The following is a 26,286-nucleotide window of genomic DNA, read 5'->3' as shown; positions in this document are numbered from 1 at the left end:
GATGACGTCGGGTAACGCCGAAATTGGCAAAAAGCCACAGCCGTCTTATTTACCAGCACGAATCCTGGTAATTTCCTTTCTCACCCCGTCCAGCGACGTCCCCCCCGTTGCCCGCCGCGCATTGACGCTCGCCTCCAGGGTGATGGCCGCGTAAATGTCTTCATCGATCATGTGGGAGAAGGTTTTCCATTCGTCGATGGTCAATTCCGGCAGATCCTTGCTGTTGGCGACGCAGTAGGCAACCGATTTCCCCACCACCTCGTGGGCATCGCGAAAGGGCATCCCCTTGCGCACCAGGTAATCGGCCACGTCGGTGGCGGTGGAAAAACCCTTGGCCGCGGCGTTGCGCATATTTTCGGTGTTGACCCGCATCTCACGGATCATGTCGGCAAAGATCTTGAGTGATCCCTTGACCGTGTCAATGGTGTCGAAGAGCGGTTCCTTGTCTTCCTGCATGTCCTTGTTGTAGGCCAAGGGCAGCGATTTCATCACTGTGAGGAGCGCCATCAGGTTGCCATAAACCCGGCCGGTCTTGCCCCGCACCAGTTCCGGAACGTCAGGGTTCTTCTTCTGGGGCATGATTGAAGAGCCGGTGCAGAAGCCGTCGGAAAGCTCGATGAACTTGAACTCGCTGGTGGACCAGAGGATCAGTTCCTCAGAGAGACGGGAGAGGTGCATCATCAGGATCGAACTGGCAGACAGGAACTCCAGGGCAAAGTCACGGTCAGAGACCGAGTCCAGGGAGTTGCGGGTCACCTCCGGGAAGTCGAGCAGCTCAGCCACGTGCTCCCGGTCGATGGGGAAGGTGGTCCCGGCCAGGGCACCGGCCCCCAAGGGCAGCACGTTGGCTCGCTTCAGGCAATCCTCCATGCGCCCCTTGTCCCGTTTGAACATCTCCACGTAAGCGAGCATGTGGTGGGCGAAGAGGATGGGCTGGGCGGTCTGCAGGTGAGTGTAGCCGGGCATAATCACGTTGATGTTCTTTTCCGCCTGGCCAAGCAGGGAATCCACCAGCAGGTCCAGATAGGCGCTGATTCCTACCAGCTCGTCCCTGAGATAGAGGCGGATGTCCAAGGCGACCTGGTCGTTGCGGGAACGGCCGGTATGGAGGCGTTTGCCCGCTTCGCCGATCTTCGCAGACAGCCGCGACTCGATATTCATATGGATGTCTTCCAGGGAGATGGAAAAATCGAACTTCCCCGCCTCGATCTGTTCGAGGATTTCCTGCAGGCCACTGACGATCAGCTCCACGTCCTCCATGGGGATGATCTGCTGTTTGCCCAGCATTCGGGCATGGGCGATGGAGCCGCGGATGTCCTGGTGATAGAGGCGCTTGTCGAAATCGATGGATGCGGTGAATTCCTCGACGAATTTGTCGGTGGGCTGGGTGAAACGGCCACCCCACAGTTTGTCTTTGCTCATCTGTCTCTCCTGAATGTTAAGTAATGCATGAATGGCGTCAGCCGGTCACAGCCGTCACCATCTCGCCCCCCTGGATCTTGGCCCACTTGCCGTCGATCCAGCCCATCACCACATGCACCTTGAGAGGGATCCTGCTGGTGCGGGGATCCAGTTCGTGGTAAAGGGGGAGATTGATATAGTAAAGGCGGGTCCCGGTGCCGAAGCGCAACCGGCAGACCGGGGCGCCGTTGAAGTTGTCGGTGACGAACTCAGGGTGCTGGATCTTTCCCAGCTTGTACTGCTTGTTCATGACGACGAACGAATTGCCGTATGGTGCCTGGGAAACAAGCCCCTCCAGGCTGGTCTCGTCGGAGCTGTTAGCAAAGACCGAGACGGTCTCCCGCACCCCGGGCGTGTCCTCCAGATATTCACCGTAGAAGCCGCTGATCACATCAAAGTAGGCCCGGTGCTCAGGTTTCGGATTGCACTGGATGACGAACAGGGCGTCCAGCCCCTGCTTAGTGCTGAAGAAGAGGCGGTCTGCATAGTCGATGATCTGCTTGATGTTTGAAGCATAGAGGTCCCGATAGATGTAGTCCAGGCAGATCAGGGCCATGAAGTTGAAACAGGACGGGCGGCTGCGGAAGAGGTAGAAGTGACGGCCGCGATACAGGTCGTGGTACTTGTCGAGAAACTCCTCCCCGTGGAAAGGGTGGGACTTGGCCTCAAGAAAGACCCGCAGTTTGCCGCTCGCCTCCTTGACGACGATACAGCACCAGTTGACCGGCATCTCCAGGATGTCCCCGGAGTCGATGTCCCGGTCCACCAGCTCGATCGCCTCAAGGTTGTCCTCCCTGAAGCGCTCCAGGAGATCCCGATAAACTTTGAGACGAACGTGCTCCACACCGAAGATGGTGACCGTGTTGGGGCGGAAATCCTTGTCAAGAATGCCCAGCATCTCGTCGAATCGGCCGAAGGGGATGCTCGCCTCGGGCAGCACCAGGAAATGGAGCTTTTTCAGGTTTCCTTCGCCGACACTGATCAGGTCAAGGATGGCGCGGACCTGGGTCCATTTCTCTTCCGGGTCGGTCAAGGCAAAGCCGCACTCAACGCGCCGCAGGTGGTTGGGAACCTGGGCGATCAGGCAATGGAGGTGATGACCCTGGGGGAACTCCAGGTTGACCTTTTTGTCGATGATCTGGACCATATAAACCCAATGGAATGGGGATAATGCGGTTTCAGCAGATTGGTCGTCGATAGAAACGAAACAGGTTTAACTAGACGACACAGCTACATAACTCTGGAAAGATCTTGCCGAGGATAAAGCGGGTGCCGTCGGGCATGTCATAGCGGGACAGATCTTTTCTGGGCACCCAGCGGGCTTCGGCCACCTCTGCGGGGTTGTGGGTAGTATCGCAGTAGAGGGGGCGACAGCGGTAATAGAGGATGACGAAATGGCTGTTGTGGGGACCGGGAGTCAGGTGTTCGAAGACATCCACCAGCCCCACCACCTCCACCTCCAGGCCGACTTCCTCCATCACTTCCCGGTGCAGGGCCTCCAGCATCGGCTCCCCCAGGTCAATCTGGCCGCCGGGCATGACCCACTGGTCCATGAACGGGGGGATGTTCCGTTTGGTCAGCAACACCCGCTCGTCGTCATCGACAATGACCGCCACCACCGAGGTGACGATATGTTCTTTTTTGTACTTTCGTTTCAGCATATAAGACGGTAGGGGCACGCTATTGCTGTGCCCCTACAGATCGATCCATCATGGCCGTTGCAGCCGCTATTATTTCTTCTTTGCCGCAGCCTGCAGTGAGCGGATACGCAGCCGGAGCGAGTTAAGCTTGATGAAGCCTTCCGCGTCCTTCTGGTTGTATACTTGGTCCTTTTCGAAGGTGGCAAAATCCAGGTTGAAGAGGGAGTTGGTCTCGGATTTGCGGCCGACGGTGCGGCAGTGTCCTTTGTAGAGCTTGAGCCTGGCAACGCCGTTGACCGTTTTCTGGGAGTCATCGATGAGGGTCTGGAGCATCTCCCGCTCGGGAGAGAACCAGTAACCGGCATAGACCATCCGGGCGTATTCGGGAATGAGGGAGTCGCGGACCCGCATCACCTCACGGTCCATGGTGATCTGCTCCACCGCCATGTGCGCCTCGCGGAGGATGGTGCCCCCCGGAGTCTCATAAACGCCGCGGGATTTCATTCCCACGGAGCGGTTCTCCAGGAGATCGACCCGGCCAATGCCGTGCTCGCCGCCGATGTAGTTGAGGTGGGCCAGGAGCTCGGCAGGGGACATTTTCTTGCCGTCAACGGCAACTGCATTGCCGTTCTTGAACTCTATCTCCACGTACTGGGGCTTGTTGGGGGCCTTTTCCGGGGCTTTCGTCAGGACGAACATGTTCTCGGGCGGCTCGGCCCAGGTATCCTCCAGGATGCCTCCCTCGAAGGAGATATGGAGCAGGTTGCGGTCGGAGGACCAGGGGCGCTTTTTGGTGACAGGGATGGGGATGCCGTTCTTCTTGGCATAGTTGACCAGTGCCTGGCGGCTGTTCAGCTTCCAGTCCCTCCAGGGAGCGATGACGGTGATGGCCGGATTGAAGTGATAGTAGCCCAGTTCGAAGCGGACCTGGTCGTTGCCCTTGCCGGTGGCGCCGTGGGAAACGGCGTCGGCACCTTCGATCTTGGCGATCTCCATCTGCCGTTTGGCGATAAGCGGCCGGGCAATGGAGGTACCAAGCAGGTAGTGCCCCTCGTAGATGGCATTGGCCCGGAACATGGGGAAGACGAAGTCGCGGACGAACTCCTCTTTCAGGTCGTCAATGTAGACCTTGTCCGCGCCGGTGGCAAAAGCCTTCTCCCGGATCGGTGCCAGTTCGTCCCCCTGCCCCAGATCGGCGGAAAAGGTGATTACTTGGCAGCCATACTCATTCTTCAGCCACTTGAGGATGATGGAGGTATCCAGTCCGCCGGAGTAGGCAAGGACAATCTTCTTCACTTCTTGCTTAGCCATTCACATATCTCCTTTTCCATCTCGTTTTCTTAGCTTAATTTTTATAATCAAACGAGCAATTTTTCGCAAGATCAAGGCTGTCGAGGGGTGACGCGGAGGCGTGGCAGCGCCACGTCGCACAAGGAGCACCGAAGACTTACGCAGATATTGCGGAAAAGTGTTCGTTTGCTAACCCATGAGGGTGGCTAGGATGGCTTTTTGTACGTGTAGTCTATTCTCCGCCTCATCCCATACCGCCGAATGTGGCCCCTCGATAACCTGATCGGTGATCTCCTCTCCCCGGTGGGCAGGGAGGCAGTGGAGCACCATGCAGTTCCCTTTTGCCAGATCCAGGAGCGCCTCGCTCAGCTGATAGCCGGCGAAGTCCTTCTCACGCTTTTTCTGCTCCGCTTCCTGTCCCATGCTTGCCCAGACGTCGGTATTGACCACGTCGGCGTCTTTCACCGCCTCCTGAGGATCATCGGTGAGGACTATCTTGGAGGTCGTCCTGCCCAGCGCCCACTCCATAACCGCAGCATCGGGCTCATAGCCCTTGGGGCAGGCCAGGGTCAGATCAAAACCGAAGATGGCGGCCGCTTCAATCCAGGTGTTGGCCATGTTGTTGCCGTCCCCGACCCAGGCGAACTTCAACCCTTCATAGCCGCCACGGTGCTCGATGACCGTGAAGAGGTCGGCCATGATCTGGCAGGGGTGGTGCAAATCGGTGAGACCGTTAATCACCGGCACCGTCGCATAGCGGGCGAATTCCTCGACGATCTCCTGGCCGTAGGTGCGGATCATGACACCATCGCAGTAGCGGGCCATGACCCGCGCCGTATCCTTGATCGGTTCACCGCGACCCATCTGGGAATCCTTGGAGGAAATAAAGAGTGGGTGCCCCCCCAGTTGATACATACCCACCTCGAAGGAGATCCTGGTCCTGGTGGAAGACTTTTCGAAGATCATCGCCAGGGTTTTCCCCTTGAGCAGGTGATGCTCGATTCCTTTTTTCTGCTTCTCCTTCAGCTCCCGGGTCAGAGTAAAAATACCGTCGAGTTCGTTTTTGCTGAACTGGCTCAGTGCCAGGAAATCCTTGTTCATGGTCTCATCCTTCGATGTGATGTCTTACAGTTCCGCCAGGATGCCGGAAAGGATGCCGATCATCTCGTCCACTTCCTGCTTACCGACAATAAGCGGCGGAACGAAGCGGAGTACCGTATCGTGGGTCACGTTGAGCAGCAGGCCCCGCTCCAGGGCTTTCTTGACGATGTCCCCACCTGGGATGGAGAGTTCCGCCCCGATCATCAGGCCGATGCCGCGCACTTCGGTTATGACCGGAAACCGCTTTTTCAGGCCTTCCAGTTCGCCCAGCAGGTACTCGCCGATCTCCTCGGCATGGTTGAGAATCCCCTCTTCGAGGATTGCCTTCATGGCCGCAACGCCGGCCGCAGTCACCAGCGGATTGCCGCCGAAGGTGGAGCCGTGGGTGCCGGGGCCAAAGAACTCGGCCACTTCTTCCCGTGCCAGCATGGTGCCGATGGGAGCGCCGCCGGCCAGTGCTTTGGCCAGAGTCATGATATCGGGGGTGACGCCGAAATGCTCATGGGCAAAGAGCTTGCCGGTCCGGCCGATGCCCACCTGGACCTCGTCGAAAATGAGCAGCAGCTTGTTTTCATCGCAAATTCGGCGCACCTGGCGGAAATATTCCCCGTCGGGAATGACGATGCCACCCTCCCCCTGGATTGGCTCCAGCATGATGGCGCAGGTAGCAGGTGTGATCGTCTTTCGCAGTGCTTCGGCATCGTTGAACGGCACATGGACGAAGCCGTGCAACAGGGGATCGAAGAATTTCTGCACCTTCTCCTGGCCGGTCGCCGAGACGGTGGCCATTGTCCGGCCATGAAAGGAGGAAAGGGCGGTGATGATCTGGTAGCGGTCGGCGCCGAATTTTTCGCGACTGTATTTTCGTGCCAGCTTGATGGCAGCCTCGTTGGCCTCAGCGCCGCTGTTGCAGAAAAAAGCCCGGTCGGCAAAGGAGTTGCTGCAGAGGATCTCTGCCAGCTCGATCTGGGACGGAATGTGGTAATAGTTTGAGCAGTGGATCAACTCGCCGGCCTGCTTCTGCAGAGCCGCCACCACTTTGGGGTGGCAGTGGCCAAGGTTGTTGACGGCGATCCCGGCAAGGAAATCCAGGTAGCGCTTGCCGTCCGCGTCCCATACCCGGCACCCTTCACCCCTGACTGGCACCAGAGGATAGCGACCGTAGGTCTTCATGATGTACTTGTCGCCCTTGGCGATCCATTGCTGTGCGTTCATACTGTCTCCCTTTCTACAGGAGTATCAAGCCTGTATTTCCGTGCCTATACCGATATTGGTAAAAATTTCCAGCAATATGGCATGCTCGATGCGGCCGTCGACGATATGGGCCTTGTGCACCCCGCCGGTCAGAGCATCGGTGCAGCAGGTGACTTTGGGAATCATGCCGCCGGTAATGGTGCCATCCTCGATCAGCCCCGGCACATCGCCGAGAGCGATGCTGGAAAGGAGCTCCCCGCGCTGGTCCTTGACCCCCGAGACATCGGTAAGGAGAATCAGCTTCTCCGCCTTGAGGGCTGCAGCCACCCGGCCGGCAACCACGTCGGCATTGATGTTGTAACTCTCGCCACCGGCACCGACCCCCACCGGAGCGATGACCGGAATGAAGCCACCCGCCTCCAGGGAGACAAGGATTTCCGTATTGACGCGGACCACATCACCCACGAAGCCGATATCTATCTTTTCCAGGATTCCCTGCTCGTTTTTCACTTCCTGGAGCAGTTTCTCGCACAGCAGCAGGCCGCCATCCTTGCCGGAAAGCCCGACCGCTTTGCCGCCATGCTGGTTGAGGTAACCGACCACTTCTTTGTTCACCTGGCCGGTCAGCACCATCTCGACGACCCCCATGGTCGCCTCGTCGGTCACCCGCATCCCCTTGACGAACTCGGAGACGATGCCGTAGCGCTTGAGGGTTTCGTTAATCTGCGGTCCGCCGCCATGGACGATGACCGTATTGATGCCGATGTACTTGAGCAGGATGACGTCGAGGGCGAAGGATTTTTTCAACGCCTCGTCGGCCATGGCATGGCCACCGTACTTGATGACGACGGTTTTGCCGGAAAAACGCCTGATGTAGGGAAGCGCTTCCATCAGGGTATTGGCCTTTTCGATCAATTTCTGCATGTGCTCTTCGGGAAGATTCATGGGGTGCCCCTCAGAAAAAAGGTAAATATAGCAGATAAGGCGAAATAATCAACATCAAAGGGGATTTTCACGGCAGGATAGTATTAAATTGGACAACCTTCGGCGGCAGGCAGTGTAATGGTTACCCTCGTTCCGTCGCCCGGCTCACTCTCGATGACGAGCTTGCCGTGGTGTCGCCTGATGAATTCCCGGGCATAGAAAAGCCCCAGGCCGAAACCACGGATCTGGCCGGTATTTTCCCGATCAACCTGGTAGAATTTCTCGAAAATCTTCGGCAGGTCTTCCTTGCTGATGCCGATTCCCTGATCCTCGACAATGATCCGGCAGAACTCCTCCTGCCTTTCGATGACGATGGAGACCTTCCCCTTGTCCTTTGAAAACTTGAAGGCATTGTCGATAACCTGCTTCAGGGCAAAGCTGACTTTTTCCCGGTCCAGGAACAGGCTGGGGATCGGGTCCAGGTTGAAGGCGATCTCGACCCCATTTTTGCCGGCCACCTCCCGTGAAGCGGGCAAAATATCGAGGATGATGCTGTTCAGGTTGCACGGCTCCAGGTTGAGCTGATCCCCCTTGTCCATCATCTGGCTGAAGTTGAGCAGATCGGTAACCAATCCCCCCAGGTAGCACGATTCCTTGTAGATCATGCCGAGGTGTTCCCGATATTCGGGGTCTTCCGGATCATAGATCCCAGAGGCGAGGTTTTGCAGGAAGAGGGAAATGGAGGTAATCGGGGTACGGAACTTGTGGGATACGAGGGAAAGGAAGTTGGATTTGAGGCGGTCAACATTCTTCAGGTTGGCGATTTCTTCCTTGAGCGCCTTTTTCACCAGGGCCTTCTCAATGGCGGTCTTCAGCTGCAGCAGATTGAGCGGTTTGGTGATGAAATCATCCGCATCCGCCTTCAGGGCATTGAGAATGATGTCCTTGTCCGCATAGCCGGTCATGACGATAACCACCAGGGTCGGCTCCCGTTCCTTCAGGCGTTTCAGAAGCTCGATCCCATCCATATTGGGCATCATCACGTCGGTGAGAATGACATCGACGCCGCCATTCTCGAAAACCTTCAGGGCCTCTTCGCCGTCGACAGCCTCCAGCACCCGATAGCCCTTGAGTGCCCGATGGCAAAGATCGCGGATGATCGCCTCGTCATCGACAATGAGAATGCATTTCTCCTCCTGTCGTTGCCGGAGCTCTATGTTCTGGGTCTGAACGACATCTAGCATGGCGCCTCGCACCTGGCTTGAGACTATTTCAGCGGCGGGGTAAAAACGGCAATAAGTTCCGCCGGGACATCGCCGGTATTGCGCAGCCCGTGGGGTATGCCCGGCGGCGCAAAGCCGCAGCTTCCGGCCACATAGGCGATTTTTTCCTCACCCATGGTGCATTCCAGCCGGCCGGAAAGGATGTAGAAGGTTTCCGACTCCACTTCGTGGGTGTGGACGAAAATCTCCCCCCCCGGCTCGATCCTACCGCGGTGAACACTGAGGAGGCCGCTGTCGGCCTTGACGACCAGGTCCTTGAGATAATATTTGTTGTGCTTCGGATGGAGGTTTTCGGGCAAAGCGTTGGAATCGACTGTTTTTCCGTTCATGGTCACTCCGGTTAACCGATAATTTGATAGGCGGCTGCCAGTGCTTCATCGAGATTCTCGGGTTTTGTTCCCCCGGCCTGCGCCAGTTCCGGCTTGCCGCCGCCGCTGCCGCCGATGATGGGGGCCAGGGATTTTATGATGTCCCCCGCCTTGCAGCGGCCGGTAAGGTCTTTCGTAACCGCCACCAACAGGTTTGCCTTGCCGGCAGCAGCACAGCCCAGGACGATCACCCCTGACTGAAGCCGGTCTTTCAGGCTGTCTGACAGGTCCCGCAGCCCTTTCGCATCGCCGGTTTCCACCTTGGTGGCGAGAATCTTGATGCCGTTCGTCTCCCGGACCGCTGCCAGCAAGTCGGTCGATTTTGCCGCATTAAGGCGCGACTGCAGCTCCTCCACCTCCCGCTGCAGCTCCTTCTGCCGAGCCAGCAGTCTTTCCACGCGGTCGATGACGCCCCCCCCCTCAGCCTTGACCAACGCGGCTAGTTGTTTTTGCTCATCCTCCAGTTGCTGGACGTACTCGACGGCACCGCTGCCGGTCACAGCCTCGATGCGGCGTACGCCGGCGGCAATGCCCGCTTCACCGACGATCTTGAAAAGACCGATGTCCCCAGCCGCCCGGACATGGGTACCACCGCAGAGTTCACTGCTCACTTCGCCGACGCTGACCACCCGGACCCGCTCGCCGTATTTTTCTCCGAACAGGGCAGTGGCACCGCTCTGCATGGCCTCAGCCGCCGCCATTTCCACCGAGGTCACCTCTGTATTGTCCATAATGAAACCATTGACGACATTCTCCACCCGGCGCAACTCCTCCGCCGTCATGGCAGAAAAATGGGTAAAGTCGAAGCGGAGCCTGTCGGCAGTAACCAGCGAACCCGCCTGCTTCACGTGATCCCCTACCACCCGGCGCAGGGCCGACTGCAACAGATGGGTGGCCGTGTGATTGCGGGCGGTGGCATTGCGCTCACTGGTCAGCACGCGGAGGTCTGCCGCATCGCCGACTTTTACCGCCCCCTTCTCCACCAGGGCGCGGTGCACGGTCAGATCTGCAAAGGGCTTGCTGGCGCCGATCACCTTGAGATGGGCATTGCCCGTGGAAATGGTGCCCGTATCCCCGGCCTGACCGCCGGATGCGCCATAAAAGGGGGTAGTATCGACGATGACTTCCACTTCCTCGCCCGCTGTGGCCTCGGCAACCTCCCGGCCTTCCCGCACGATGGCCGTTATGGGGGAATAGGCGGTCTGTTCATGGTAACCGACAAAGGAGCTCCTGATCCCCCTGCCGTGCAGGCTCTTATATATTTCGGCGAGACCTTCCTCCCCCGAGCCTTTCCAGTTTTCCCGCGCCTGGAGGCGCTGTTTCTCCATGCAGAGGGCAAAGCCGTCTTCGTCAATGGTCAGCCCCTCGTTGGCAACGATATCCGCAGTCAGATCCACCGGGAAGCCGAAGGTATCGTAGAGGCGGAAAACAACCTCCCCCGGCAGCACGGTCCCGGCCAGCTTCTTCAGCAGGGCAACCTCCTCGTTGAGTATGGAAAGGCCCCGGTCCAGGGTCTCAATGAATCGTTCCTCTTCCGCATGGATCACCTTCTTGACGTACTCCTCACGCTCCAGAAGTTCGGGATAGGCACCACCCATCATGCCGTTGACCGCATCGACAATGCGATAGAGCACCGGCTCGGCGAAGCCCAGCATCTTGGCATGGCGGGCGGCGCGGCGCATGATGCGGCGGAGGACATAGCCGCGCCCCTCGTTGCTTGGGAGCACGCCGTCACAGATGAGGAAGGTGATGGCCCGGGAATGGTCGGCAATGACCCGCATGGAAACATCATCCTTCTCGTCCTGGCGGTAATGCTTGCCGGAGAGCTTTTCCACGTGCCTGATGATCCCCTGGAGAAGGTCGGTGTCGTAATTGGAGGTGACCCCCTGCATGACTGCGCTGATCCGCTCCAGCCCCATTCCTGTATCCACCGACGGCTTGGGAAGCGGAGTCAGAGTGCCGGAGGCGTCCCGGTTGAACTGCATGAAGACGTTGTTCCAGATTTCCATGTAGCGGTCGCAGTCGCAACCAACCTCGCAGGTGGGGCTGCCGCAGCCTGTGCCGGGACCATTGTCCCAGAAAATTTCCGTACAGGGGCCGCAGGGGCCGGTATCTCCCATGGACCAGAAGTTGTCTTTTTCCCCGAAGCGGTAGATCCGCTCCACCGGCACTCCTTCCTGCCGGTGCCAGATCTCGGCTGCCTCGTCGTCGTCCTTGTAAACAGTGACATAGAGGCGATCCTTATCCAGCTTCAGTTCCTTGGTGAGAAATTCCCAGGCGAAGGCAATGGCCTCTTTTTTGAAGTAATCGCCGAAGGAGAAGTTGCCGAGCATCTCGAAAAAGGTGTGATGACGGGCAGTACGCCCCACATTCTCCAGATCGTTGTGCTTGCCGCCGGCTCGGACACACTTCTGGGAACTGCAGGCCCGGACGTAGTCGCGCTTTTCCAGACCGAGAAAGAGATCCTTGAACTGGTTCATCCCTGCATTGGTAAAGAGGAGGGTCGGGTCGTTACGGGGGATGAGGTTGGAGCTCTCCACCACCGCATGACCCCGCTCCTCGAAAAATTTGAAGAATTTCTCTCTGATTTCCTTGCCTGTCATGAAAACCTCTGCAATAAAATTATAAATAACTAAAAAAGGTTGCCTCGGCAACCTTCATGCTCATGGAGCACATCCAGAATCAACGAAAGGGAAAACCCGCGCCGTTGCAAGTAGGCGACCACCCGCCGTTTCTCACGCTCCTCGGATCTGCGATAGTCGAAGGTGCCGAACTTCCTTGCGACAAGCGTTTCCAAGACCTGCCGTTCCTGGTAATCACCGTTCAGAAAGGCCAACACTTCGCCGATAATCGCCTCGGCTACCCCCCTGCGAAGTAGTTCCAACCTGATTCTCGGCCCGAACCCCCGTCCGTTGCGGATTGCCGATTCAGCCCATTGGCGGGCAAAACGGCGGTCGTCCAGGTAGCCAAGTCCTCGCATCTTCAGTAACGCAGCATCGGCTTCACTGTCGTCAAAACCTCTTTCCTGCAGCTTACGCCGTAGTTCCGCCTCACTGTGATCCCGACGGGTTAGAATCCGCAGTGCCACAGCCAAAACATCGGCCTTGCCGTCCATCTCAGTACTTGTCGATTTCCAGCTTTTCCCCTTCTTCATTCCCTTCGGCGGCAAACTGATCCCAGTTGCTGTCCGAGGTGGAGGAAATACCGGAGACTTTCAGAGCAAAGTCGTCGGGGTTGGTGGATTGGCGCAGTGCCTCTTCGTAGGTGATTAGTTTTTTCGAGAACAACTGCATCAGTGACTGGTCAAAGGTCTGCATTCCGTAGGTAGTAAAGCCCTGCGCAATTGCTTCCGGAATTTGCTTTGTCTTTTCCTTATCGTCGATGCAGTCACGGATCCGGGCCGTACCAACCATGACCTCGACGGCCGGCACCCTCCCCTTGCCATCGGCGCGGGGGACCAGACGTTGAGAGACAACACCTTTGATGATGCCGGAGAGCTGCATCCGCACCTGGCGCTGATGATAGGGGGGGAAGACGGAGATGATCCGGTTGATGGTCTCAGCGGCATCGAGGGTATGGAGTGTTGACATGACGAGATGGCCGGTTTCGGCAGCAGTCAAAGCGGTCTCGATGGTTTCGAAATCGCGCATCTCCCCCACCAGGATCACGTCCGGATCCTGGCGCAGGGAACTGGTCAGTGCTCTGCCGAAAGAGGAAGTATCGAACCCTACTTCCCGCTGGCTGATGATGCTCTTCTTATCCTTGTGCAGGTACTCCACCGGATCTTCGATGGTGATGATGTTGCAATTGCGGTTTTCGTTGATGTAATCGACCATTGCCGCCAGGGTAGTTGACTTGCCGCTGCCGGTGGTACCGGTCACCAGCACCAGTCCTCGCTCTTCCAGGGCAATTTTCTTCAGCACCGGCGGCAGGTTGAGGGTATCCAGTGATGGAATGCCGAAGGGGATGGCGCGGAAAACCATGGCAATACTGCCGCGCTGGGCATAGACACTGACGCGGAACCGGCCGAGCCCCGGCACCCCATAGGCCAGGTCCACCTCGAAGTTCTCGTCGAAATGCTTCTGCTGCCGCTCATTCATGATCCCCATGGCCATGTTCATGACATGCTCGGCGGTGAGCCGTTCCGCATTGGGAATGGCCCTCAACCTGCCATCGATGCGGACAATGGGGGGCATGCCGGTCTTGATGTGAATATCCGAACCGCGCGCCTTGACAGCAATAGTCAGAATTTCGTTCAGATCCATGGGTTATGCGCCCCCTCCGGAGGGTAATGCCTGCTGGGCGAGTTTTTCCTTTATTTCAACGCATATGTCCGGATTCTGCTTCAGGTACAGACGCGAGTTTTCCCGTCCCTGGCCGATCCGCTCCTTGCCGTAGGAGAACCAGGCGCCGCTCTTGTCTACGATCCCCTTCTCCACGGCCAGATCGAGGATGTCACCCTCCCGGGAGATCCCCTCGCCGTAAAGGATATCGAACTCGACCTCCTTGAAGGGGGGGGCCACCTTGTTCTTCACCACTTTCACCTTGGTGCGGGAACCGATGACGTCATTGCCCTGCTTGAGGCTGGCGATCTTTCTGATGTCCATACGCACCGAGGCATAGAACTTCAGGGCGTTGCCGCCGGTGGTCGTCTCCGGATTGCCGAACATGACGCCGATCTTCATCCTGATCTGGTTGATAAAGATAACGCAGCAGTTGGATTTGCTGATGATGGCAGTGAGCTTGCGCAGGGCCTGGGACATGAGCCGCGCCTGCAGCCCCATGTGGGAATCCCCCATCTCCCCTTCGATTTCGGCCTTCGGTACGAGTGCCGCCACCGAGTCGATAACCAGCACATCGATGGCGCCGCTACGCACCAGGGTTTCCGCTATTTCCAGGGCCTGCTCGCCCGTATCCGGCTGGGAAACCAGCAGGTCGTCGGTCTTCACCCCCAGTTTCCGTGCATAGCCGATGTCCAGCGCGTGCTCCGCATCGATAAAGGCGGCTATACCCTCCGTTTTTTGTGCCTCGGCGACAATGTGCAGCGCAAGAGTCGTCTTTCCCGAAGATTCCGGGCCATAAATTTCGATAATGCGCCCCCTGGGCACGCCACCCACCCCCAGAGCCATATCCAGGGAGAGGGAGCCTGTGGGGATGGCTGCCACATCGGGCAGGGCCTCTTCGTTACCGAGGCGCATGATGGAACCTTTGCCGAACTGCTTTTCTATCTGGCTCAACGCCAGATCAATGGCCTTTTCTCTTTCCTGCATTCAATGAGCCTCCCTTTTTGAGTGCCTCTCCACGCCTACTTTACCCTGGAGCGTACCCACAAATAGCACATTTATCAGTTTCTTTTCAAGTTATCTTTGTGCCGGGAAGAGCCGCTTCCCTTACTGATTGCGCCACCGGAACCCCACTCAGAGCCCTTCGAAGGGGAGCGACTCCTGCTGCACAAAGGGAAGCGTCGGCTGCCCGGGAATCTCTTCCAGCGGCAGGAGCAGAAAGAAGGTGCTGCCCGATCCCGCCGACGATTCCACCCATACCATGCCGCCATGGGCCTCGACCATTCCCTTGACGATGGCGAGCCCCAGACCGGTCCCCTTTCCCTGAAACTTGTGCTTGCCACTAGAATGGTGGCGAATGTCTCCAACTTCGTAAAACTTATCGAAGATCTTCAGCTGTTCATCCGCAATGATGCCGATGCCGGAATCCTGCACCTGCACCTCCAGATAGCAGGAACCGGTGAGGTGCTCATAGAATCCCGGATTGAAGCGGATCAGCAATTCCGCCTTTTCCGCCAGCGTCTGCCGGTCCACTACCCTCCCGGCAATGACGATTTCGCCGCCGTCCGGGGTAAACTTCACGGCATTGACCACGAGTTCGTTGAAAACCTCCTCCAGATACTCCCGGTCACCGTTGAAATAAGGCAAGGAATCGCAGTTGCGGAAGGTCAGAGTCTGCTTCCGCTCGCCGAGGAGGGGCTTCAGTTGTTCCTGCAACGCTTCGATAATCTCCCCGAGCTGCAACGATACCTTCTTCACCGGCGAGGCGCTCGTCTCCAGCTTTATCACCGTCAGAAGATCGCTGACGATCTCATTCAGACGATGGCCGCCATTATAGATCATTTCCAGCATGCGGTGCTGCTCCGCGGACAGATTCCGGTTATCGAGGTTAAGGAGATATTCGGCGCCGCCAAGGACACTGGTCAGGGGGGTCTTGAACTCATGGGAGATCATGCCGATGAAGTGGCTCTTCATCCGGTCAAAGCGCTCCAACTCGGCATTTGCCCGTTCCACCAGGGTCAGGTTCTTCTTCAGCCGGTTCTGGGAAACGGCCAACTTGTTGCTGCTCTTTTCCAGCAGTCGATGGGAACGGAGCAGTTCCTCGTTCTTCCAGTTGAGCTCGCTGAAAAGCCGCGACTGCTCAATAACGATGCCGGTCTGGTTGCCCATGGTGGTGAGGAAGCGCAATTCCTCATCGGTATAGCGCTGGTCCCGGTGCGTCATGATATGCATGATGCCGATCAGGTCCGTTTTTGCCATGAGAGGGGCGGCGGTTATGCACTGCCATCCCGCCTCGACCGCCGCCCGGGCAATGAGACACGGAACCTCCTCCCGCTCATTCAGCACATGACAGTGTTGAATTGATGCCATGTAGCAGTCCGATGGGCATTGCAGCCGGTTGAGGGTCAGCTGTTCCTGCAATTCCGGAGAGATATTGATGGCGGCGGCCAGAAGCTGGCTCTGCCCGTCGTCTTCCAGAAGATGGATGGTGCCTGCATCAGCCGCAAAGATTTCAAGGGTCTCTTTGATGGTGGTTTCCAGAACGGTCTGCAGATCGGAACTTTGGGAACTAGCCAGAATATTGTTGAGAATCGACAGCTCCCGGTTGCGCTGCTGGATCTCCAGCCGTGCCCGGTGCCGGTAGGTCACGTCGCGCACGATCACGTGCACGACGTTTTTATCCCCCAGATTGATGAGGCGGGCGTCAATCTCGCCAAGGAAAGAAGTTCCGTCACTCCTTTCGAAGGTAATGCCTTCGGCATGGGAACGCCCGCGCCGCTTCACCCGGTAAACCAGAGAGGTGAATTTTTCCTGCTCCGTTTCGAGCACCAGATCTTTGCCCCGCATGGCTGCCATTTCCGACTTGTTGAAGCCGAGAAGTTCGCACCCTTTCCTGTTTACCTCCTCCAGAATGCCGCTGTCGGCATTGAAGACGAAGATGGCATTGCCGGCCCCTTCAAGAAGGCTTTTGTAACGGCGGATAGTTTTGTCCACCTCCCGCTGCATCTCCTGCAGTTCCAGGGAATGCTCGCTTTCCCTGCGGTTTTTGGTTGCGCCCCCTGCTATTTTGAGGGCGACCAATAAAACCGCCAGCAGACCGACAACAGAGAGGTGAAGAAGGGGGGAGAAGACAGCGGCGGGAAGGAGTGCTTCGGCAATGAGCCCGGCAAGCATCAGCCCGATTAAGAGAATGAAAATTTTAGCACCGTATTTTTTGCTGGCAGACGTCATCGATCCACCTGTGGTCATGCTTGGTGATGGTGCTTATGGCTTTGGGAGCAGCTCCCTGCGCAGCCAGTTGAGGGCTGCGAACGAGGTGACCAGGCGAATCTGAGCCCTGTCGCCATGGAACTGAAACCGCCTGACCCGGCAGTCGTTCTTGTCGGCCACTGCCATGAAGACCGTGCCGACCGGCTTTTCCGCCGTGCCCCCGTCGGGGCCGGCTATGCCGGTAACTGCCAGGGCAAGATCACTGCCGGCGCGCTCGCGGGCACCTCGGGCCATGGCAATTGCCACTTCGGCGCTGACCGCCCCCTTTTCTTCCAGCAGTTTACCAGGTACCCTCAAGAGCTCGATTTTGGCCAGATTACTGTAGGTGACGAAACCCTGGAGGAAATAGGCCGAACTTCCGGCAAGATCGGTAATCCGCTTGGCGATAAGGCCGCCGGTACAGGATTCCGCAAGGGCCAGGGTAAAGCCGCGTGTTCTGAAGAGTCCGGCTACCACCGTGTCAATGGTATCGGCATCCTCGGCGACGATACGATCACCGAGAATATCCCTGATTCTGCCGCCAGCGGCAGCGATCATCGCTTCTGCAGTTTTCTCATCGTCAGCTTCGGTCCGGACCTTCACCTGTATCTCGGGAAAATCAACGCAGTAGGCGATGGAGACCTCCTCCCCTTCTGTCACCCCCTGCAGCATCACTCCCAATTCGGCTTCGGAGATACCTGAAACCTTGAACACCTTGGTCCGCAAAGATTTGAGCATGCCCGATGCGGCAAGGGCGGGCAGCACAGTCCCCTGGAGCATGACAGCCATCTCGGCAGGTACACCAGGGAGGAAAAAGAACCGGCAGCCCGCATGAATCAGGGAGAAGCCGCAGGCTGTCCCCACCGGGTTCGCGATAATCCCGGCGCCCGCCGGCAGCAGCGCCTGCTTTTCATTTGCCGGATGCAGCGTTACTGCCACCCTTTCGGCAAACGCCCTGAGATGGGCCAATGCTTCCGGGTTTGCTTCCAGAGGCATCCCGGCCAGCTCTGCCGCAGCCATGGCGGTGACATCATCCACCGTCGGTCCCAGGCCGCCGGTGACGACAACCGCTTCGACTCGCGCAGCCAAAAGGCGGCAGGCATTGACGATGTCATGCACATTGTCCCCGACCGTCATCTGCAGGGGCAGATGAATGCCCAAGGCGTAGATGCCTGCCGCAATGGCGGCGGCGTTGGTGTCGACCACTTCCCCCAAGAGGAGTTCGTCGCCAATGGACAGGATGGCAGCTCTCACAGGAACCTCAGCAGCAGGTGCAGGACGATGGCCGCATAAATCCCGGCAACCACGTCGTCCAGCACCACACCATAACCGTTTTTCACCCGCTGGTCGAAGAACCGGGCCGGCGGAATCTTGGTAATGTCAAAAAAACGGAAAAGGAAGAAACCGGCCAGCACCCACTGCCAGCGGCACGGAACACCGGTCATGGTGACGAGAAACCCAATGACCTCGTCGATGACGATTTTTCCCGAATCCTTTTCGCCGAAAAGAAGCTCCGCCCGGTCGGAAGCCCAGCAGGCATAAAAGAAAAAGGCCAGCACCGTAAGCAGATAGAGGGGAAGGGGCAATCGGGCCAGGGCCAGGTAAAGGGGAATGGCGGCGATGGTGCCGACCGTCCCGGAGGCCACGGGACTGAAACCGGTTCCGAACCAGGTAGCGGAGAGAATCACCAGGCGTCTCATTTCTCTGCCGCTTCCCGTTCGACAAGGCGGTAGACATCCATGAGCGGCAGGCCGCGTTCCACGGCCAGGCGGCGGCACTCCTCGAACTCCGGCACCACTCGCCTGATCCGGTCATGGCCTTCAACCACCTTGACCTTGACCGGTCCGAGACTGGTCGGACGCTCTTCGGTTGTGCGGGAAAGGACGAGCCGCTGTGCCGGGTAATAGCGAACGCCGATGGCGGTCGATTCGGCAAGGATCAGACGTGCCAGCTCGTCGCGCTTGTGACAGGGGGCGATAACCGTCACCTGGGTGCCGGGACGGTTTTTTTTCATCTGCAGGGGGGCAAAAGATACATCCAGGGCGCCTTCGGCAAAGAGTCGTTCCATTAGAAAACCGAGGAGTTCCGGGTTCATATCATCTATATTGGTTTCAAGGACAACAATCTCGTCCCGCTGCATGGTTCCTGTCGTCTCTCCCAGCACCAGCCGTAGCAGATTGGGCATGTCGGCAAAATCTTTGCTGCCGGCTCCATAACCGATTTTTTTTATCTCCATGGCAGGGGGAGCGCCCCATGCGGTGGCAAGAGCGGCGACAATGGCCGCGCCGGTGGGAGTAACCCGTTCGCCCGGGCCGCTGTTGCCATGGGCAGGTAGCCCACGCAGGAGTTCTGCCGTTGCCGGGGCCGGTACCGGCAGTCTGCCGTGGGCCGTCTCGATATAGCCGCTCCCCAAAGGGAGCGACGAAGCGTATATCTCCCCCACCCCCAGGTAGTCAAGGCCGATGGCAGCGCCGACGACATCGATGATGGAATCGACGGCACCCACCTCGTGGAAGTGCACCCGGTCCAGCTCCATGCCGTGCACCTTTGCCTCTGCCTCGGCAAGGCGGCGAAAGATACGCTGGGCTTTATCCTTGGTCGTCCGGGTGAGGGAACTGCCGTCGATCATGGCAACGATGTCCCCATAGTGGCGATGGGGCTGGTCCTGGGCCACTTTGACGCTGAAATGACAGCCGGCAATCCCCTTGCGGCTGACGGTCTCAACGGAGAGGTCATAGGTGGAGCCCGGGAGTGGAAGCCTCGCCAACTCCCGGCGCAGATGGTCCAGGGGCAGGCCCAGTTCCAGCAGCGCTGCCACCGTCATATCGCCGGCAATCCCGGCAAAACAATCAAAATACAAGACGTTCAAACAATACTCCGCAAATAGAAACTCAGGAGGAAGCTTCCCTGTTGATAAGACTGGCGGCATAGGCAGCGCCGAAGCCATTGTCGATATTGACGACGGTTACCCCGGCGGCGCAGGAATTGAGCATGCCGAGGAGAGCGGCAACCCCGCCGAAAGACGCTCCGTAACCAACAGACGTGGGAACGGCAATGACCGGCTTGTCCACCAAGCCGCCGACGACGGAGGGAAGCGCCCCTTCCATCCCGGCGACGACGATGATCACTGAGGCGGAGAAAAGGAGCTCCTTCCGGGACAGCAACCGGTGCAGCCCAGCCACACCCACATCGAAGAGAGTTTCCACTTCGTTGCCCATCATCCGTGCCGTAATCACCGCTTCTCCAGCCACCGGCATGTCGCTGGTGCCGGCGGAAACCACGACAATCCTGCCCCGCCCCCTGGGTTCAACCGGCTTCTGCTCCATGGTCAGACAGCGCGCTTCGCTGTGGTAGCGGGCAGTGGGAAACTTGTGCATGAGCGCTGCCCCTTTTTCCCCATCGACCCGCGTCGCCAGGATATTGTTCCCCTTCGCAGCCAGGGCGATGATGATCTGCTCCATCTGGCCAACCGATTTGCTTTCACCGAAAATGACCTCGGGAAAACCCTGGCGCAGCGCCCGGTGATGGTCCACCGTCGCACAGTCCAGCTCTTCGTAGGGCAGGTGCCTGAGGCACTCCAGCGCCTCATCCACCTCCATGCGGTTTTCTTTGACCTTTTGCAGCAGAAGTTTCAGTTCGATGGGATCCATATCCGGCCTTACAAGTGGTTTGGCAGAGGTTCCGCTATAAAGCGGGAAACCGATCGTGGAAGTATATCACTTAATTCGATAAATCAAGCATTTTTATCGGTACTGCCGGCGGTGATAGAGGATTGGTTGGTCCTGTGCGGCGATCAGCTGATCAGCCGCACAGGAAACTAGAGGCGGTTCAGGTAGGCCTGGATCTCCGCTGCCATCTCCGGAGAATCGATCATGACCGAAAGTTCGTTGTTGTACTGGAGGGCGCTCTGGGTCAGGTTGTGGCTGCCGATAAAGACGTAGCGGCTGTCGATGACAGCAGTCTTCAGATGGCTGGTGATGCCGGGAGCATCAAAGAAGACCCTGACTCCCCCCCGGGTGAGCAGGGCGGCCGTCTGCCTGTTCTCATCATTGAGCTTGTCTCTCGCATCGGTGTTCCGTTCCAGGATGACCGTCACCTCCACCCCCCGGCGGGCAGCCTTGATAAGTTCTGCGGCGATGGCCCTGGGGCGGTTGTTGCGCGACTCAGCAATCTTAAACAGGTAGAATGAAAAGATAACAGACCGGCGCGCATCTCCGACAGCCTTCAGCAGGGCATCGTCATACTCCTGGTTGCGCAGCAGGGTGGTGGTCGCCGTATAGCTCCCCTCGGCATGCACCGGCACGGTGGCAAGACAGAGAGTGGCCAGGGCAAAAATCACCACAGCCACCCACCATTTTTTCAGTGTAGCGCCGGTGCCGTTCAATGGAGCAGATCCATGACCTTGGAGAAGAAGTTCTTCCGCATAGGGTTCACATCCTCGCCGCTGATTCTGGCAAATTCCTCCAGCAGCTCCTTTTGCTGCTTGGTCAGATTGGTGGGGGTTTCCACCTTGATGATGACCAGGTGATCCCCCCTGCCGTACCCCTGCAGCACCTGGATCCCCTTGCCACGAATGCGGAAGATCTTGCCGGACTGGGTTCCTTCGGGGATCTTCAGATGGGCTTTCCCATCCAGGGTGGGGATGTCCAGCTCGCAGCCCAAGGCAGCCTGGGTGTAGCTGATGGGAATTTCGCAGATGACGTCGTTGTTTTCACGTTTGAAGATGGAGTGTTCCTTGACGGTCAGGGCCACATAGAGGTCACCGTTTGCCCCCCCCTTGGATCCTTGCCCCCCCTCTCCGGAAAGTTTGAGGCGGTTGCCGGTCTCTACCCCGGCCGGGACCTTCACCGACAGGGTCTTCTTGTCACGCACCGTCCCAGCGCCACGGCAGGTGGGGCAGGGATTGTCAATGATCTTTCCTTCGCCGTTACAATGGCTGCAGGTCTTACTGACGCTGAAGAAACCCTGCTGAAAACGTACCTGGCCCGCACCGCGGCACGTGGGGCAGGTCTTCGGCTCGGTGCCGGCCTTGGCGCCGCTGCCGCCGCAGCTGTCGCAGCGCTTGGCATAGGGAACATCCACTTTCTTTTCCACGCCGAAGGCAGCTTCCTCGAAGGTAATCTCCATGTTGTAGAGCAGGTCGTCCCCCCGCTTGCCCCTGCTGCGCGGCCTGGCGCCGAAGACATCGCCGAAGATGTCGCCGAAGATGTCGCCGAAGGGAGACCCGGCGCCGAAGCCGAAGCCGCCGGAGGAGAACCCGCCACCGGCCATGCCGGCGTGGCCGAACTGGTCATAGGTAGCCCGCTTCTGCGGGTCGGAAAGGACCTCATAGGCTTCCGTCAATTCCTTGAATCGCTCTTCCGCCGCCTTGTCCCCAGGGTTCTTGTCCGGGTGATGTTGAATTGCCAGTCGCCGGTAGGCCTTCTTGATTTCTGTTTCAGAGGCATTCCTGTTAACCTCAAGCACCTCATAGTAGTCGCGTTTGTCACCGTTTGCCAAAATATGGTTCCCTTTTATCCTGAAAATACGTATAGGGGCGAACGCCAAAGCGTCGCCCCTATTGTTCGAACCCGGCAGCTTACAGCCGGTTTATTTCTTGTCTTCCTTCACTTCCTCGAAATCTGCATCGACCACTTTCTCCCCTTTGGGTTCCTCGTGGCCTGCAGCACCCGCCTGCTCTTCACCGGCAGGTTGAGCCTTGGCATAGACCGCCTCGGCCAGCTTGTGGGAAGCCTGCATCAATTCGTCACTCGCCTTTTTGATGGCGTCGGCATCGTTGCCTTCCATGGCTTTCTTCAGGGCAGCCAGCCCCTCCTCGATCTTCTGCTTCTCGGCGGCATCGATCTTGTCGCCGAACTCCTTCAACGACTTCTCCGTGGAATACACCAGACTGTCAGCCTGGTTGCGGGCTTCGATCACCTCACGCTTCTTCTTGTCCTCGGAGGCATGGGACTCCGCCTCTTTGACCATCTTGTCAATCTCGTCCTTGGAGAGACCGGAGGATGCGGTGATGCGGATCGACTGCTCCTTACCGGTACCCAAGTCCTTGGCCGAAACATGGACGATGCCGTTGGCGTCGATATCGAAGGTCACCTCAATCTGGGGCACGCCGCGGGGTGCGGGGGGAATGCCGGTCAGCTCGAAATTACCCAAGGTCTTGTTGTCGCCGGCCATTTCCCTTTCCCCCTGGAGCACGTGGATGCTCACTGCCGGCTGGTTGTCGGCGGCGGTGGAGAAGATCTGGCTCTTGCGGCAGGGGATGGTGGAGTTCTTCTCGATCAGCCGGGTCATGACGCTGCCCAGGGTCTCAATGCCCAGGGAAAGAGGCGTTACGTCCAGGAGCAGCACGTCCTTCACGTCACCCTTGAGGACACCACCCTGAATGGCGGCGCCGATGGCAACAACTTCATCGGGGTTGACACCGCGGTTGGGGACCTTGCCGAAGATATCCTGCACCTTCTTCTGAACGATGGGCATGCGGGTCATGCCGCCCACCAGGATGACCTCGTCGATGTCGCTGGGTGAAAGTCCCGCATCCCTGAGGGCAGTACGGCAGGGGCCTTCCAGTTTGTCGATGAGGTTGGCGCAGATCGCCTCCAGTTTTGCCCTGGTCAGCTTCAGATTAAGATGCTTCGGGCCGCTGGCATCGGCAGTAATGAACGGCAGGTTGATGTCGGTCTCCATGGAAGAGGAGAGCTCGCACTTTGCTTTTTCCGCCGCCTCCTTCAAGCGCTGCAGGGCCATCTTGTCGTTCCTCAGGTCGATCCCCTGGTCCTTCTTGAATTCATCGGCAATCCAGTCAATGACGTTCTGGTCGAAGTCTTCGCCACCCAGGAAGGTATCCCCGTTGGTGGACTTGACCTCAAAGACCCCCTCGCCCAGTTCAAGGATGGAAATATCGAAGGTACCGCCACCCAGGTCGAAAACAGCAATTTTCTCGTCTTTTTTCTTGTCCAGACCATAGGCAAGGGCCGCTGCAGTCGGCTCGTTGATGATGCGCAGCACATTCATGCCGGCGATCTTGCCCGCATCTTTGGTTGCCTGGCGCTGGGAGTCGTCGAAATAGGCCGGGACGGTGATGACCGCGTCGGTCACCGTCTCCCCCAGGTAATCCTCGGCGGTCTTCTTCATTTTCTGCAGGACCATGGCTGAAATCTCGGGGGGGGAATACTTCTGCCCGCGCACCTCCACCCAGGCGTCGCCGTTATCCGCCTTGACGATTTTGAAAGGAGAAATAGCAATGTCCTTTTTCACCGCATCCGACTCGAACTTGCGGCCGATGAGACGCTTGATAGCGAAGAGGGTGTTTTCCGGATTGGTTACCGCCTGGCGTTTTGCCTGCTGGCCGACCAGCCGTTCACCGCTGTCGGTGATCGCCACCATTGAAGGGGTCGTACGGCTTCCTTCGGCATTGGCTATGACAATGGGCTCGCCACCTTCCATGATTGCGACACAGGAGTTGGTGGTTCCCAGGTCTATCCCTATAACTTTACTCATGAATACTCCTCCTTTTTGATATCTGTATTCTAAAAGCTAGTCATCACCCGGGCAAAAAGCAAGGGAGATAGCTAAAAAAAGTTCGAAGTTCTGGGTTCGAAGTTCGAGGTTCATGTTACGTCGAACTTCGGACATCGCACCTTGAACCTGCTCTTTTTACTTCGCTACCGAGACCAGGGCCGGCCTCAGCAGCCGCTCATTGAGCAGATAGCCCTTCTGGAATTCGGCTACGATGGTATTCGGTTCCTGGCCGGCAGATTCCACCTGGCTCATGGCCTGATGAAAGGCCGGATCGAAAACGGTACCCGGCCCTGACTCTACCGGAACGACTCCGAATTTTTTCAGTGCCGACTGGAGCATACCCTGGGTCATTCTGATTCCCTCGACGATGGCGGCCATGCTCTCCTCATTGGCGTGCTCAAGGGCACGCTCCATGTTGTCGATGGCGGGAAGGATTTCCAGGATCAGCGTTTCGTTGCCGTACTTGAGCAGCTCTTCCTTTTCCTTCTGCACCCGCTTCCGGTAGTTCTCCAGATCGGCCCGTTCGCGGAGGAATTTATCCCAGTTGGCCGCCGCTTCGGCCTCTTTGGTTTTCAATGCTTCTTCCAGCTGCGTTACTTTATCTGGTTCTCCCCCGGCCTGCTGCGCCGCCTCTGTCTCCGGCTCCTGAGCTGCAGAAGCCTTTTCCTTGAGGGCATCGCTGATCGTGTTGGTACCATGTTTCTTTTTATCCACGATTGATCATCTCCTTGGTATCACTGGTGAAGTTGAATGTATTTAGTTTAGTTATTTATGCCAATGAGGCCCTTTGCAAAACGTCGTAAGGACCAATATGCCTAAAGAGTCCAATGTGCAGGGAGTCTCATTCCATTTCCAGGAGCCTGCTCACCAGCTTTGCCGTGTAGTCCACGATGGGTATGACCTTGGCATAGCCCATTCTCGTGGGGCCTACCACGCCCAGCACTCCCAGGGTGTTCTGGCCGGTGACATAGGTGGAGGTAATCAGGCTCATGCCCGGCATATCGCTTAGATGCGATTCGGCACCTATGTATATCTGCACCCCCTCCGCAACGAGGGCACGATCGAACAGCTGCAGTATGGTGCTTTTTTTCTCGAAGGTGCGGAAGATATCCTTCATCTTGGCCACATCGGCGAACTCCGGCTGATCGAAGATATTCACCTGCCCCTCGATAAAGACCTCTGCGTCGTCTTCGTTCACCGTCTTGGTCGAAAGGGCCAGTGCCCTGGCCATCAACTGGTCATATCTGGCCTTGTCGCTCTGCATCTCCTGCAAGAGTTTCTTCCGCACCTGGGCAATTGTCAGCCCTTCCAGGAGTTCATTGAGATAGTTGGACATCTTCACCAGGTCATCGGCCGGTATCTCCTCATCCGCCTCGATGATCCGGTTTTGAACGGTGCCGTTCCGGGATACGAGAATTGCCAGAATCCGTCTGCTACCCAACCTGACGAACTCAATCTGGCGGAAGATATTGGCATCGAAGCGGGGCGCAACGACGATACCCATGTAGTGGGAGGTTGAGGAAAGCATGCGGCTCGTTTCCTTGAGCACCTCCGCCATGTCCTTGCCTGCCACAGAGCAGCGTCTGAGGATCTCCTCCTGTTCGTCGCGGCCGATGTTCCGCACCGACAAAAGGGAGTTCACATAGAACCGGTACGCCTTGTCGGTGGGGATGCGTCCAGCCGAAGTGTGGGGTGAAGCAAGGAATCCCATCTCTTCCAGGTCGGCCATGACATTTCTCACCGTCGCCGGCGAAAGGGACATGGGATGCCTGCGGGTGATGGTCCTGCTCCCCACCGGTTCCGCGGTGACTATATAGTCCTCGATGATCGCTTCGAGGATCTGCCTGCCTCTCGAAGAAAGCTGCTCATCCATGAAAGTTTACCTCTTTAAAGCACATTAGCACTCAAACAAATCGAGTGCTAATGCTGTCAAAATAACAACCGGCATGGTCTTTGTCAAGGGATTTTCCCCCCT

23 protein-coding genes are annotated in these 26,286 nt (G+C 57.7%); all 23 read right to left on the bottom strand.

Going from position 1 to position 26,286, the window contains the following annotated elements; genetic code table 11:
- Positions 1-45: 45 nt before the first annotated feature.
- Complete coding sequence (gene argH, locus ML541_RS07660; RefSeq protein WP_243372088.1) at positions 46-1,422, bottom strand: argininosuccinate lyase; 1,377 nt, start codon at positions 1,420-1,422, stop codon at positions 46-48.
- Positions 1,423-1,459: 37 nt separating this feature from the next.
- Positions 1,460-2,608: a hypothetical protein gene (locus ML541_RS07655; protein ID WP_243372087.1), complete on the bottom strand. Its 1,149-nt coding sequence runs from the start codon at positions 2,606-2,608 to the stop codon at positions 1,460-1,462.
- A 70-nt stretch (positions 2,609-2,678) separates the two neighbouring features.
- Positions 2,679-3,122: an NUDIX hydrolase gene (locus ML541_RS07650; protein WP_243372086.1), complete on the bottom strand. Its 444-nt coding sequence runs from the start codon at positions 3,120-3,122 to the stop codon at positions 2,679-2,681.
- 69 nt (positions 3,123-3,191) lie between these two features.
- Positions 3,192-4,412 (bottom strand): argininosuccinate synthase, encoded by a 1,221-nt coding sequence (locus ML541_RS07645; protein WP_243372085.1) that lies wholly within the window; start codon positions 4,410-4,412, stop codon positions 3,192-3,194.
- A gap of 168 nt (positions 4,413-4,580) precedes the next feature.
- Positions 4,581-5,492 (bottom strand): ornithine carbamoyltransferase, encoded by a 912-nt coding sequence (argF, locus tag ML541_RS07640; protein WP_243372084.1) that lies wholly within the window; start codon positions 5,490-5,492, stop codon positions 4,581-4,583.
- A gap of 24 nt (positions 5,493-5,516) precedes the next feature.
- Positions 5,517-6,707, bottom strand: coding sequence for an acetylornithine transaminase (locus ML541_RS07635; protein WP_243372082.1), 1,191 nt, complete (start codon positions 6,705-6,707; stop codon positions 5,517-5,519).
- Between the two features lie 24 nt (positions 6,708-6,731).
- Positions 6,732-7,610: an acetylglutamate kinase gene (gene argB, locus ML541_RS07630; RefSeq protein ID WP_243372325.1), complete on the bottom strand. Its 879-nt coding sequence runs from the start codon at positions 7,608-7,610 to the stop codon at positions 6,732-6,734.
- 104 nt (positions 7,611-7,714) lie between these two features.
- Positions 7,715-8,854 carry a hybrid sensor histidine kinase/response regulator gene (locus ML541_RS07625; RefSeq protein WP_243372080.1) on the bottom strand — a complete coding sequence of 380 codons (1,140 nt, stop codon included), beginning with the start codon at positions 8,852-8,854 and terminating at the stop codon, positions 7,715-7,717.
- Between the two features lie 23 nt (positions 8,855-8,877).
- A complete protein-coding gene (locus ML541_RS07620; RefSeq protein WP_243372079.1) occupies positions 8,878-9,222 on the bottom strand; it encodes a cupin domain-containing protein in 345 nt (114 codons plus the stop codon).
- 11 nt (positions 9,223-9,233) lie between these two features.
- The gene (alaS, locus tag ML541_RS07615) at positions 9,234-11,864 is read right to left on the bottom strand and encodes an alanine--tRNA ligase (RefSeq protein ID WP_243372078.1); all 2,631 of its coding nucleotides are present in this window, start codon (positions 11,862-11,864) and stop codon (positions 9,234-9,236) included.
- A gap of 29 nt (positions 11,865-11,893) precedes the next feature.
- Positions 11,894-12,415: a regulatory protein RecX gene (locus tag ML541_RS07610; RefSeq protein WP_243372077.1), complete on the bottom strand. Its 522-nt coding sequence runs from the start codon at positions 12,413-12,415 to the stop codon at positions 11,894-11,896.
- Positions 12,378-13,526, bottom strand: coding sequence for a PilT/PilU family type 4a pilus ATPase (locus tag ML541_RS07605; RefSeq protein WP_243372076.1), 1,149 nt, complete (start codon positions 13,524-13,526; stop codon positions 12,378-12,380). The genes ML541_RS07610 and ML541_RS07605 overlap by 38 nt, the downstream gene beginning before the upstream one ends.
- Before the next feature lie 3 nt (positions 13,527-13,529).
- Positions 13,530-14,531, bottom strand: a complete 1,002-nt coding sequence (gene recA / locus ML541_RS07600; protein WP_243372075.1) for a recombinase RecA — start codon at positions 14,529-14,531, stop codon at positions 13,530-13,532.
- Positions 14,532-14,678: 147 nt separating this feature from the next.
- The gene (locus tag ML541_RS07595) at positions 14,679-16,775 is read right to left on the bottom strand and encodes an ATP-binding protein (protein ID WP_243372074.1); all 2,097 of its coding nucleotides are present in this window, start codon (positions 16,773-16,775) and stop codon (positions 14,679-14,681) included.
- 33 nt (positions 16,776-16,808) lie between these two features.
- Positions 16,809-18,047, bottom strand: coding sequence for a competence/damage-inducible protein A (locus ML541_RS07590; RefSeq protein ID WP_243372073.1), 1,239 nt, complete (start codon positions 18,045-18,047; stop codon positions 16,809-16,811).
- Complete coding sequence (locus tag ML541_RS07585; protein WP_243372072.1) at positions 18,044-18,493, bottom strand: phosphatidylglycerophosphatase A; 450 nt, start codon at positions 18,491-18,493, stop codon at positions 18,044-18,046. Before ML541_RS07585 ends, ML541_RS07590 begins: the two co-directional genes overlap by 4 nt.
- The gene (gene larC, locus ML541_RS07580) at positions 18,490-19,662 is read right to left on the bottom strand and encodes a nickel pincer cofactor biosynthesis protein LarC (protein WP_243372070.1); all 1,173 of its coding nucleotides are present in this window, start codon (positions 19,660-19,662) and stop codon (positions 18,490-18,492) included. Before larC ends, ML541_RS07585 begins: the two co-directional genes overlap by 4 nt.
- 22 nt (positions 19,663-19,684) lie before the next feature.
- Positions 19,685-20,443: a nickel pincer cofactor biosynthesis protein LarB gene (gene larB / locus ML541_RS07575; RefSeq protein ID WP_243372068.1), complete on the bottom strand. Its 759-nt coding sequence runs from the start codon at positions 20,441-20,443 to the stop codon at positions 19,685-19,687.
- A 167-nt stretch (positions 20,444-20,610) separates the two neighbouring features.
- A complete protein-coding gene (locus tag ML541_RS07570) occupies positions 20,611-21,177 on the bottom strand; it encodes a phospholipase D-like domain-containing protein (protein ID WP_243372067.1) in 567 nt (188 codons plus the stop codon).
- Positions 21,174-22,292, bottom strand: a complete 1,119-nt coding sequence (gene dnaJ / locus ML541_RS07565; RefSeq protein WP_243372066.1) for a molecular chaperone DnaJ — start codon at positions 22,290-22,292, stop codon at positions 21,174-21,176. Before dnaJ ends, ML541_RS07570 begins: the two co-directional genes overlap by 4 nt.
- Before the next feature lie 90 nt (positions 22,293-22,382).
- Positions 22,383-24,290: a molecular chaperone DnaK gene (gene dnaK, locus ML541_RS07560; protein WP_243372065.1), complete on the bottom strand. Its 1,908-nt coding sequence runs from the start codon at positions 24,288-24,290 to the stop codon at positions 22,383-22,385.
- 156 nt (positions 24,291-24,446) lie between these two features.
- Positions 24,447-25,025 carry a nucleotide exchange factor GrpE gene (gene grpE, locus ML541_RS07555; protein ID WP_243372064.1) on the bottom strand — a complete coding sequence of 193 codons (579 nt, stop codon included), beginning with the start codon at positions 25,023-25,025 and terminating at the stop codon, positions 24,447-24,449.
- Between the two features lie 127 nt (positions 25,026-25,152).
- The gene (gene hrcA / locus ML541_RS07550; RefSeq protein ID WP_243372063.1) at positions 25,153-26,184 is read right to left on the bottom strand and encodes a heat-inducible transcriptional repressor HrcA; all 1,032 of its coding nucleotides are present in this window, start codon (positions 26,182-26,184) and stop codon (positions 25,153-25,155) included.
- Positions 26,185-26,286 lie beyond the last annotated feature (102 nt).

This window comes from Geotalea sp. SG265 (assembly GCF_022808985.1).
Lineage (GTDB): Bacteria > Desulfobacterota > Desulfuromonadia > Geobacterales > Geobacteraceae > Geotalea.
The sequence above is the reverse complement of the archived record's forward strand: the minus strand, read 5'-3'. Positions and strand labels throughout refer to the sequence as shown.